Genomic DNA, 10,368 nt, shown 5'->3' on the forward strand with positions numbered 1-10,368 from the left:
CCAAAAGGAACTATATATAATATAGTTCCTGAAACAATTTAATTTTAAAGTATTTATTATTATTTATTCGTACATTTTTTATAATTAATCTTGAAGTAGCACACTCACCCTGTACATCCCCGGTTTTGAAGCCATTTCAAATGCCTTTTGCACATCATCCAATTTAAATTTAGTCGGCTCAATAATTTTTGAAACATCTACGCTTCTATCACTTAACATTCTTCCGGCTGTAAAGAAATCAATTGAATCTGCTGCAAATGTACCGATTAGTTCAAGCCTCTTATAATGAACTAAGTTTGAATCAAACTCAAGTTCAGGCGCAGGATATCCGGCAGCAAAGAATAATACTCTTCCGTCTGTTGCTTTTAACATTTCAATAGCTTGATTATTTGCAAGGGTCAAACCTACGGCAACGATAACTGCATCGGCACCTACACCGCCTGTAAGTTTTTTAACTTCTTCTACAGGGTCACAGTTACCGGCATCTATAACCTCAAAACCCATCGCTTTAGCAGTTTCAAGTTTCTTTTCCATCACTTCTGAAACAATAACTCTGCATCCGTTTGCTCTTGCAGCTTGTGCATTAACAAGTCCCATTGTACCTGCACCTATGATTACGACATTTTCCATAGGTTTTACTCTTAATTTTTTAAGTCCTTTTACAACAGTTGCCAATGGCTCAAGAAAAGCCGCTTCGCTAGGAGATAAATCTTTATTTACTTTGATAACACTTCTTGCATTTCTAACGGCATAATTAGCAAACCCAAAAGCACCCAAGTAACCGTCTTCTGTTCTTCCTGTTATAGAGGTATCCGTACAATGAAGAACATCTCCTCTTCTACACGCTTCACATTCGCCGCATCCGTCATACGCCATTGCAACTCTGTCTCCGATTTCAAAATCCATTACTTTGCTGCCTTTTGCAACAACAATACCTGAACCTTCATGTCCGCCCGCCATAGGATAACCTTGATGTTCCCTAAGTCCTAACCATTGACCGTAATCTGTCGTACATATATTGCATGCCTCTTGTTTTATAAGAAGTTGTCTTTCCCCAACTTCAGGTAAAGGTCTTGTTCTAACTTCCGCATGTCCTTTTTCTGTTAGAACCGAAAATTTCATTTCTTTTATGTCCATTTTTATTTCTCCTTTTTACCATATAATTTTATTCTAAAGCACTCTTGTAAATATTTATTACATCCTCTTTACTAAGAGAAACAAATCCGCCCACATTGCCGTTCTTTGTACATTTTTCTGCCATTTCAACGATTTTCTCATCCCCTACGTTTACGTCTTTTAAAGATGTAGGCTGACCGACAGATTCAAAGAACTCTTTTGTTTTTTCAATACCGGCAAGAGCTGTTTCTTCAGGGTTATCATAATTTTGTCTTATTCCCCAAACCTCTACCGCATATCTTACAAAACGCATTACATCGTGTTTATATACATATTTCATCCAGTGAGGAAGAATAAGAGCAAGGGTTGTTCCGTGAGTAATCTTGTATTCTCCGCTGAGTTCATGACCTATCATATGAGCTCCCCAGCATTCGTCTCTGCCAACACCTAAAATTCCGTTATGAGCAATTGTCCCTGCCCACATTATTTCTGCTCTTGCTTCATAATCTTTTGGATTTTTCATAACTTTATATACATTGTCAATAATCGTTTTGATTGTGCTTTCACACAACCTGTCAGTAAATTCAACATTTTTTGTATTTGTAAAGTATCTTTCAAACACATGAGATATAATATCCACACATCCAGCTGTAGTCTGAAACGGAGGAAGAGAATATGTAAGCTCCGGATTCATAACCGAAAATACCGGTCTGATTCTAACATCATCAATGGCTCTTTTTGTGTTTCCGTTTGTTAAAATAGCAGATATACTCGCTTCACTTCCAGTTGCAGGAATTGTAAGAACAACGCCTACCGGCAAAGTATCGTTTATTGTTCCAACTCCTTCATAAATATCCCATACATCACCGTTGTAATAAACACCTACCCCTATTGATTTTGCAGTATCGATAACGCTTCCCCCACCTACTGCCAAAATAAAGTCAATGTTTTCCTTTTTACAAATATCAATACCTTTCCTCACAAGCTCAACTTCGGGATTTGCCTTAACACCGCTTAATTCTATAAACTCTAAATTTTCTTCATTTAGAGAATTTACAACAGAATCATAAAGACCTGTCGTTTTTAAGTAATCCCCTCCGTCATTTACAAACAAAACTTTTTTCCCGTATTGTTTTATTTCACTGCCTACCGTTTTTTCGGTTTCTTTTCCGAAAATAAATTTTGTATCGCATAAAAAATTAAAATTATTCATAAAACCTCCTTAATCAATCCGTTGTTATTATGATATTACTCTCAATTTAAGCTTTTCCGTTTGAACCGAAAAGTTTAATGTAATGCTTTAACAAATCAGCAAATCCGTCTTTTGCTGCAACAGATATATCACAAAGATTAGCCTTTAAATTCCCGAACTCTCCTTTTGAACCGTCTTGTTTTACACTGTTCCAATCAAAGTCAAGATACTTAACCATTGCATTTAATGCCGCGGTACTTAAATCCGTAAATAGATTAACTTTTTGAATACCTGTTTTTACCGCTCTTTGTAAGTTTTCATCTCCTGTTCCAGAACCGCCGTGCAATACCAATGGAATTTCTATCGACTTATTTAAATCATCCAACAATTCAAATTCCAAGTGAGGAGTTCCTTTATATGCTCCATGAGAAGTCCCTACGGCAACAGCAAGACAATCAACACCTGTTAGCTCAATATATCGTAAAGCATCTTCTTTTTTTGTAAGTCCGGCATCTCTCGTTTCTTCATATTCAAAACCTTGTCCCACATGTCCGAGTTCCGCTTCAACAGAAACATCCGCACCATGAGCAATTTTTACCACTTCTTTTACTTCTCTTACATTCTCATCAAACTCAAGAGTAGATCTGTCTATCATTACAGAAGTGAATCCGTATTTAATGGCATGCATTATTTCTTCAAAAGAACCACCATGATCTAAATTTAAAGCTGCTATAACATTTGGATATTTCCTTTCATAAAATCTGACTATATCTGCAGTTTCTTCAAGAACATCCAAGCCCGCACAATCTAAAATGATAGGTGCATTTAATTCGCATGCAGCCTCGTAACAAGCTTTTACACTGATATCATTATAAACATTCGGTGCGGCAACTCCGTATTTTCCTTTTTTTGCTTTATTTAAAATTTCATCCATTCTGACTAACATATCCGTCTAAATCCTCCTAAAATAACCTAACATAATCTCTATATATATCTGTTTAAAATAATCCTACCAATGCACCAAGTATTGATATAACAACTATAGCAATTGAAATAAGTCCGTATTTTTGTGTTTTATTTTTAAGTACATAGTATATACCAAAAACTACTCCAAGAGGTAATAACCCTGGTGCTATGCTGTCTAAAATACCTTGTATTGTCATCTGAGTACCGCCAACGGTAAAAGCTATCGGAATAGTTAATTTTACGTAACTTGATGCCAAAGCACCCATCATGAATAACCCTAAAATAGCCGTACCTGAAATAAGTTCATTAATCCAGCCTGATTGAAGAATATTTTTTACTGATTCTTTTCCAAGTTTATACCCCATATTCCATAAATATTTGCCGATAAAGAATGTAATAATTGTGAATAAAAATGGAATAATTGCACCAAGTACACTTCCCGTTATACCGAAAGTAACAGCAATACCTGCAATAATCGTTTTTAACGTACCCCAGTCTATTGTATCTCCTATACCGGCAAGAGGCCCCATCAAACCGGTCTTAATACCAGTAATGGCATTTTCTCTCATCTCTCTGTCACCGTCATGAAGCTCTTCTTCCATGGCTATTGTCATGCCGTGAATAGGAGTACCCCATGTACCTTGAGTATTGAAAAAGTTTAAGTGATTTTTTAAAGCATAACTTAAATCTTCCTTTTTCTTATATAATTTTTTCAAGATTGGTATCATTGAATAGCAAAATGGAATACCTTGCATCCTCTCGTATGAACTTGCAACTTCTACATCTATCCACCACCTTAAAAATGCTTTATTAATATCTTTTTGCGTTATTTTTTCGGCTTTATCTTCTTTATTTTCAACAACTTCATTAACTTCTTCGTTAACCAAATTTTTTTCCATATTTTCTTGTTTCATTTTACTCTCCTTTTAAGTTGTAGTATTTTGATTTTCTCTTCTCAAGAAAACTATAAGTAATGCCATACACGTTCCGAATATCGCAGCTGCCATTACACTGATTTTTAAGTATTGAACCATAAAGAAACCTAAAATAAAGAATGGCAGATATGTTTTCTTACCTATAATAAATACTGTTATGGCAAAACCAAGGGCAGGTAAAACTCCTCCCGTAACTTCCAATCCGTGAGTTAACCACACAGGAATAGCTGCAAGCATATTTTCCACCACACCAGAACCAAAGTAGTTAGCTAAAAATACAGGTGGAAATCTTAAAAAGAAACCTAAAATCAATGGGAACAATATTGCACATCTTTCTATCCCCTTTATATTGCATTCTTCAGCATATTTATCCGCTTTATGAGCAAAACTTGCTTGAATTGTTCTTCTGATTTGATCTTGAAGTACACCTAACAACCCAAAAGGAATTGCAAGGGTAACTGCTGTTGCCGCAGGAATATCAGAAACCAACGCTATAGGAATGGCAATAACCCCAGCTAAACTTTCATCCGCAGGTATATTTGCCCCTGCAGCAACCATACCAAGATATACCATCTCAAGAGAAGCCCCTATAATCAATGCTTTTGCAACGTCGCCATATATAAGCCCAAAAGGAAGAGCCATTACTATAGGCTGACAAATAGCCCAATGAAATGTATACCCTAATTTACTTTGACTAATCCAGTACCAAAGACCGGCTACGATCGATAATGTTAATAACATAATTTTTCTCCTTAATTTCTTTTACTATTTTTTTTCTTCGAATTTCTTAATCATATTTTCATAACTCATTTTTGGTTCTTCAGGAATAATATGTATATTTATTTCGACTCCTGACTCGTGAAGCTCTTTCAATTTCATAACATCGTCTTCATCAAATGATACAGCTCTTAATATAACCGTTCTTCCAGGAGCACTTGGAAGCCCTCCTATTTGAATTTTTTCAATATCAACACCCTCATTTTTAAGTCTGTAGCATGTTTTAATATCCTTAAATAATATCAGTAAACTTCCGTCTCCAAGCTTATTTTCCATCCATCCTTTTTTCGCATCATCAATACTCAAAATCTCAACACTTACATCTTTCGGAGCCGCAGTAGTATAAATAATTGACATAAAATCATCTTTTGCAAGTTCGTCGTCAACGATGATTATTCTGTTTGCGCCTGACATCTTTAACCATTTAGTTATTACCTGCCCATGAATAAGTCTACTGTCGATTCTGACAAGATTAATATTTGCCATAATTAAACCCTCCTCTTTCTTTTTTCAAATGAATAATTACAATGTAAATAAAAACAAATTAACTGAACATCAAACTTTTTAAATCTTTTATTCCTTGAACTGATGAATCCATAGCAACTTGAGATAACTCTTTTAAAGAATAATTTTCTCTCGAAGCTAAAGCTTCAATCAACATAGGTAAGTTAACTCCGGTTAGGCATTCAATATTTTCAAAACGTTTTATATTTTTTCCGGTAACGTTACAAGGGCTGCCGCCAAGTAAATCAACCATTACCAAAACACCTTTTCCGTCATCAAGTTCTTTTACTTTCATTTCAACTTGCTTTTCAAGTTCATTAATATCATCACCATGATTTAACGATAGTCCTTCCAATTTTTCTTGACTTCCGATAATAAGTTCACTGCTTTTTATTAACTCTTTTCCGGCATTACCGTGTGTAACAACTAAAATCCCAATCATAATATACTGTACCTCCTTTCTTTGATTTTTTTCTTTGTAAAATATAATGCAAATATCGTGCCAACTTTTTGTGTAATAAAAAAACAACCTTTTTTAATGAAAAAAAGCCTGTTAAATTAAATTTATTACGATATTAAAAATAGTGTGTAAATATATGCTTTTGTGTGTTGCTCTAAATACATCAGTGTGTAATACCCATTATCGATAATTAAAATACATAAAATTTAATTCATTAATATAAAACCTATATCGATAAAATACTCAAGTCACAACAATACATAATAAAAAAGAGAACACATTGTTCTCTTTTTAAAATTTCAGATATTTACTGTGAACATAACCTCTGTAAGTCTTTTTTCCCTTCTTAAAAGTTATTTTATACCATCTTTTTTTATGCTTGTCATTTTTATAACCGTATGCCGTTACTTTTTTATTCTTTGTTACTCTTGTTACAACTTTATAACTCGTTCCTGCATTTGTTCTTACATTTAATTCATTTGCTTTTACCTTAGCTGTTTTCTTCTTCATTGAAATATATGTTTTTTTAACAGCTTTTGCTTTCAATGTAGGAGAATATTCACCGTAATAATTTTTACCGCTTAGAGTTCTGTATGCTCTAACCCTATATTTATACGTTTTATTTTTTGAAACTTTTCTATCCTGATATTTATTGCTTTTTACATTTTTATAATAGACATACGCTTTTTTCTTTGAGGAATATTTATAAAGTCTATAACCGCTTGCTCCCGAAACTTTTGTCCAAGTTAAATTTATTTTATTTGTATCTGAAGTCGTAACTTTTAAAGTAGATACCTTTTTAGGATCTGTTGTTGCGTTTAATTTTGGAGAAGCTTCACTGTATACTCTCTTCTTATCCTTATCATAATAAAAACTTCTTATTTTGTAAGCATAAGTCGTAGCAGACTTAAGGTGTGTATCCGTTATTGTAAGTGTATTCGCGTTTGTGATATCTTTTAATATATCATATTTTTTCGTCTTGGTATTATACCTGTATATTCTGTATCCGTCAACCTTAGAAGGCTTTTTCCATGTTAACTTAATTTTACTTTCATTGCTTGAATAAAAATAAAATTTAGGAGCCGAATAAGAAGGATTTACTTTTGTATACCAAAAGTTAACATCAACATCCCCTGAAATACCACTTACTTTTCCGTTGCTGGCATATTGCCAAAATTCATATTTACCACTATAAGAAGTAGACGAAGCATAATGAGCAAGCCATACCTTATAACTTTTATCTATGCTGCTTTTGTTAAGGCTATTGTTTAGCATACTGTAGTTTGCATAAAGCATAGGAGTATATCCTTTGCTTTTTACCGTTTTACAAAATTCCAACACGATATTTGTTGCTGCCGTCTTTGAAAGTTTCGCCTTTGTAAGCCTTCCCGAACTTCCGCCTGCATATTCGTAATCCATTATAACAGGTAAATCCAATTTATAATTCTTTATTTTACTTATTGTATAATTGGCTTCTTCTCTAGCTTCCTTAGTATTGATTGCTTGAGAGAAAAAATACACCCCTACTTTTATCCCGTACTTCTTTGCCTCTGTTATATTTCTTTTAAATTTACTGTCATCAAAAATAGTACCTTCTTTTCCATATCCTCTGCCGGCAACTCTTATAAAAGCATATTTCACCCCTGAACTTTTAACTTTTGACCAGTTTATGGTTCCGTTCCAAACCGAAACATCAATACCATGAACTATAGTATAGTCTTTAAATCTGCTGTTATGCAAATACGTCTTTCCGGTAAAAGGACTTTTGGATTTTATTCCCGAAGAAGCACTCCTCATAGATCTTGAGCTATAAAAATCACCGGAAATTTCACCTCTTGCCCTAAACTGTTCCGGGTCATCTTTTGCCGTATCAATTCCTTCAGTCAATTTATTATCAGATTCCTGTTTTTCTTCTTCTGAACTTTCCAAAGCAATATTCTCTTGAACGACTTCTTTATTTTGATTTCGCTCTGTTTCCTCTTCAGTGTCATCATTTATAATCTCTTCGTTATAATCTGTGTTTTCTTCTTGTATAAAAGTATCTTTGTTATTTACATCCTCTTCATCAATATTTGCCATTGCACAAACAGGTCCGATAAGTATATTCATCGCAAAAATAAACACAGTAATAAAAGATAAAATTTTTTTCATAAATCCCCTGCCTTCATCTATTTTAATTTAATATAACATAAATTTAACCAATAATAAATAAAAATTACAATCCTCGCATATATTCTTCTTTAAGCCCTACTTTTCCGTCTATCCCTTGGTCTAATATATTCAGCAACATTTTTTTATCTTTGCTTAAAACCCCTTTTAAACTGATGTAATTCGATGCATGATTTGAACGAAAAACCGCATTGGTACATTCTGTCTTCTCAATCATTAACCTAGTCTCTTTTAAAATATCGTAAGGATTCATCAATCTAAACGATCCTGTTTCTATCTCTCTTTTAAGCTCTGTTCCCTCTTCTATCATCAATGTCAAAAGACCTATATAATCAGGATCCATTGCAGATAATATATTGGCTGTTTTTATTGCATGCTCTTCCCACAGATTACATCCACCAAGACCAGAAATAACCGTCACCGATAATTTAAACCCAGAGTCTTTCGCTTTGCTTGCTGCTTTTAATATTTCCTTCGAAGATGTACCTTTTTTTACTTTCTTTAATATTGTATCACTCCCGGACTCAATCCCCATGTACAATAATTTAAGTCCCTTTTCTCTAAGAGTTATAAGCTCCTTTGTTGTTTTTAAAAGTATACTTTTTGCTGTTGCATAACAAGATACCTGCCTGCATTCAGGGAAAACGGCTTTTATATACTCAAGTATTTCTACAAGAATGTCCGTATCACAGAATAATGCATCTCCGTCAGCTAAAAATATCTTTTCCACATATTCATAAATATTTCTTGCCTCTTTCAAATCCATAAGAATATCATTTAATAATCTTATTCTGAATTTTTTATCTTTGTACATATTGCAAAAAGTACAACAATTTTGAGAACAACCGATTGTAACCTGTATTATTAAACTTCTTGCCTCACTGGGAGGTCTGTATACTATCCCTTCATATCTCATATGTTTTTATCCTTTTTATTCCATAATAATTATTATTAAACTTTCAAGTTTTACTAAATCTTTAGAACTACATATAATAAATTAAAAATATTTTCATTTTTAATTTATTATTTCTAAAACATAAGCAATTTCTTCTTTTGGTATAAAAATACCAAAGGCTTCTTCGACTCTAAAAAATGCTTTTTTTACAATTTTAAAATTCTCTTTATTATTTTCTATAAATGTATCTATATTTACATAAGGAAGGCTCTCCCCTTTTATAACCCTTTCTACCATACATCCTGTATGCATGATAAACCTCAAAAATATATTTTTCTCAACAGGATTAGGTAACTGTGAAAATATATCATTAAAAGCTTCCGTAAGTAAAGTATTGGCTTTATCAACATTTAAAAAAGTTAAAATATTTTTCAGTGTTTCCTTTACAACCGTTTTATTTATCATTTGCCCTTCATTATCATTTCGTATATATGTTTCTTCATTTATTATTCTTTCAAGTATATTTATCCCGTTACCCACAATCAGCTCATTTATAGGAATGAAAGGTATATTATTTATTTTCAAATCTACGGTACCTACAACTGCAATTACATTATCTATTTTGTTTTCTTTCAATACGTTATCTATATCATCCGCACTTAAAATATCAAGATGTTTAATATCTGTATTATATTTAATTAAATCTATAGATTCCTTGATTATATTTGCTATTTGAACGGCTACTCCTTTACCGGAAACACACGTAGTTATAATCGTCTTTTTCTTTTTATTCACTCCCAAACGAGTATCTCTCGAAGTTACGTTTTGATATATATTATCCAAATCATTTTTCAAAGATTCCAAATCAGTATCTTTCAGTATAGCTTTTCTTACTGCCTCAATAACAACCAAAGTCGAAACCATCTCTACCGTACAAATCTTACACCCTGTTTTTTTCATGGCCATCTCACCCATCATATTCAACGAACCCATATCTACCAAAAGAATAACGCCTCTGCCTTCGTCAGCTGTTTTAACAAGTTCACACAAACGATTAAGTACTGTATTGACACTCATATCTATCGGCATATCTATAGCCTTACAATGTTTAGTATTAAGTAATCCGTTAACAAACTCCGCCATGCTCGTTGCGGTGCTGTTTCCGTGAGCCATTACTATTACTCCTATATTATTTGTATTCTCTGTTTCATCATTCAAACATAAAAACATCGTCAAAAATCCGATTTCCTGTTTTGGAATTTTTATATTTAAATTTTCTTCCAAAAGAGCAAAAATAAATTTAGCTATTTTAAATTCTTTTGGATGGCTTAAAACTATTTCGTTTATTTTATCA

At 33.0% G+C, this 10,368-nt stretch carries 10 protein-coding genes; all 10 read right to left on the reverse strand.

All coding sequences use genetic code 11. The features are described from left to right. Positions 1-84: 84 nt before the first annotated feature. Positions 85-1,137, reverse strand: a complete 1,053-nt coding sequence (locus tag QZ357_RS01765; protein WP_290771131.1) for a zinc-binding dehydrogenase — start codon at positions 1,135-1,137, stop codon at positions 85-87. A gap of 28 nt (positions 1,138-1,165) precedes the next feature. Further along, entirely contained in the window at positions 1,166-2,329 is a 1,164-nt protein-coding gene (locus QZ357_RS01770) for an iron-containing alcohol dehydrogenase (protein WP_290771133.1), read from the reverse strand. 46 nt (positions 2,330-2,375) lie between these two features. Next, the gene (locus QZ357_RS01775; RefSeq protein ID WP_290771135.1) at positions 2,376-3,254 is read right to left on the reverse strand and encodes a class II fructose-bisphosphate aldolase; all 879 of its coding nucleotides are present in this window, start codon (positions 3,252-3,254) and stop codon (positions 2,376-2,378) included. A 52-nt stretch (positions 3,255-3,306) separates the two neighbouring features. Further along, a complete protein-coding gene (locus tag QZ357_RS01780) occupies positions 3,307-4,188 on the reverse strand; it encodes a PTS system mannose/fructose/sorbose family transporter subunit IID (protein WP_290771137.1) in 882 nt (293 codons plus the stop codon). 12 nt (positions 4,189-4,200) lie between these two features. After that, the gene (locus QZ357_RS01785; protein WP_290771139.1) at positions 4,201-4,950 is read right to left on the reverse strand and encodes a PTS sugar transporter subunit IIC; all 750 of its coding nucleotides are present in this window, start codon (positions 4,948-4,950) and stop codon (positions 4,201-4,203) included. A 24-nt stretch (positions 4,951-4,974) separates the two neighbouring features. Further along, positions 4,975-5,472 (reverse strand): PTS sugar transporter subunit IIB, encoded by a 498-nt coding sequence (locus QZ357_RS01790; RefSeq protein ID WP_290771141.1) that lies wholly within the window; start codon positions 5,470-5,472, stop codon positions 4,975-4,977. Between the two features lie 58 nt (positions 5,473-5,530). Then, positions 5,531-5,932, reverse strand: coding sequence for a PTS sugar transporter subunit IIA (locus QZ357_RS01795; protein WP_290771143.1), 402 nt, complete (start codon positions 5,930-5,932; stop codon positions 5,531-5,533). Positions 5,933-6,241: 309 nt separating this feature from the next. Then, positions 6,242-8,101 (reverse strand): GH25 family lysozyme, encoded by a 1,860-nt coding sequence (locus QZ357_RS01800; RefSeq protein WP_290771145.1) that lies wholly within the window; start codon positions 8,099-8,101, stop codon positions 6,242-6,244. A 64-nt stretch (positions 8,102-8,165) separates the two neighbouring features. Beyond that, a complete protein-coding gene (locus QZ357_RS01805; RefSeq protein WP_290771147.1) occupies positions 8,166-9,035 on the reverse strand; it encodes a radical SAM protein in 870 nt (289 codons plus the stop codon). Positions 9,036-9,134: 99 nt separating this feature from the next. Then, a partial coding sequence (locus tag QZ357_RS01810; RefSeq protein ID WP_290771149.1) for a PRD domain-containing protein occupies positions 9,135-10,368 on the reverse strand: 1,234 nt, incomplete at its 5' end.

This window comes from Anaerofustis sp. (assembly GCF_019420015.1).
Classification (GTDB): domain Bacteria; phylum Bacillota; class Clostridia; order Eubacteriales; family Anaerofustaceae; genus Anaerofustis.